At 36.8% G+C, this 1491-nt stretch carries 1 protein-coding gene; it reads right to left on the bottom strand.

Annotated features, from left to right (window positions below; translation table 11 throughout):
• The coding region (locus CSUIS19072_RS08350) for a porin (RefSeq protein ID WP_337212267.1) at positions 1-870 on the bottom strand (870 nt) is incomplete at its 3' end.
• Positions 871-1491: the final 621 nt, after the last annotated feature.

Raw genomic sequence — 1491 nt, forward strand, 5'->3', positions numbered from 1 at the left:
AGCACTCGCATCAAAGCCAAAAGCTTTAGCACCAGCTTCTACAGCTGCAAATTGTGCATCATCTAGTGGTAAAGCACCAGCTGCTGCGGCTGTTCTAGCATTGTCTGCCCACATACTTGAGCCAGCATATTGAGCTTGTAAGCTTAGATCTATATCAGCTATATTAGCTCCTAGTGTTACATCAAGAGCATATAGTTGAGCTACGCTATCTAAAGCTGCATACCATAGCTGGAAGCTAACTGGATCATATGAGCCAATAGCAGCTACACCATATAGGTTTCTATCATATACAAATTCGCTAGAACCATTTTCGCCGATAAATAATCCTCTTGTACCGATATCGCCATCATTTTGAAGGTTATCAAATGCTATAGCAGCTAGAGTAAGACCGCTAATATCGCTATTAAGTAGTTTAATACCAGTACCTACCATATCATCAGTAAAGAATGTGCCTAGCACTTGACGACCAGCTGTGATAGTGGTGTTACCAGCTTTGTAACCTACATAGAATTGGCGAACATTGAATGTTTGACCATAATTATCAGCATTGTTGCCTTGATTAACTGTACCTACTTGAGTAGCAGCATTTACTCTCTCGCCTGATGCGTCACGGCTATCATATCTAAAGCCGATAACACCAAAGAAGTTATCATCTAGAGCAGATTTGAAGTTAATATCTGATGTAAATCTGTGGTAGTTATTTGTAGCACCTGTAGTGTTAGTTGTAGTATTTGTGCTATCAAATCTATATCTTGCATAGCCTGATACATCTACATTTTTAACAGCTTCTTCAAGTGATGCAGCACTTGCTACGCTTGAAAGGGCACCGGCAGCTACGATTGCAGCTAAGCTTAGTTTAACTAATTTCATTTTATCTCCTTATTAAAGTATAGGTTTGAAATTGTAATGGGTTTTTACTTAATATTTACTGAATTCTTGCCGAATTATTACCGATTATTTACCAAAATTTAAAAATTCAAAGAGTATAAATCATCAAATCTATACTTATTTTGCTAAGTTTAAAGCTTTTGATATTTTAAAAATTCTTGCGAGTTTTTTATTGCTATTCTTTATTTTTAACACTTCAAATTTTTGCAAACGGCAATTTATTGCCGTAAGAAGTAAAAAATAGTCAAGCGATAGCTTGACAACCTTGAAAGGTTTTTTCAAAATTTTCGCAAAAGCAAAATAACCTAAATGGTTGTTTTACGGCGAAAATTTTGTAAAAGCCTTTCAATGGGTGGCTTACGCCACTGATTTTGATATAGCTTTTTATAAAATAAAAATGCCAAACTGGGAAGGAGTTGGGATTTTAAGGAATAGGGGAACCCCATTTTTACCTACTTTTAACGGCGTAGCAAAGCCACGCCTAAAGTAGCAAACACTAAAGTCCCCATAAATGGGGTACCCCACTCGTGGGGACTTTAGCTTGATTAAACTTTTCTAAAGTTTATCGCAAAGGTCGGCTCTGCTGACCTGCGAAGTTAAAAA

Origin of the sequence: Campylobacter sp. RM19072 (assembly GCF_024723485.1) — a bacterium.
Classification (GTDB): Bacteria; Campylobacterota; Campylobacteria; order Campylobacterales; family Campylobacteraceae; genus Campylobacter; species Campylobacter porcelli.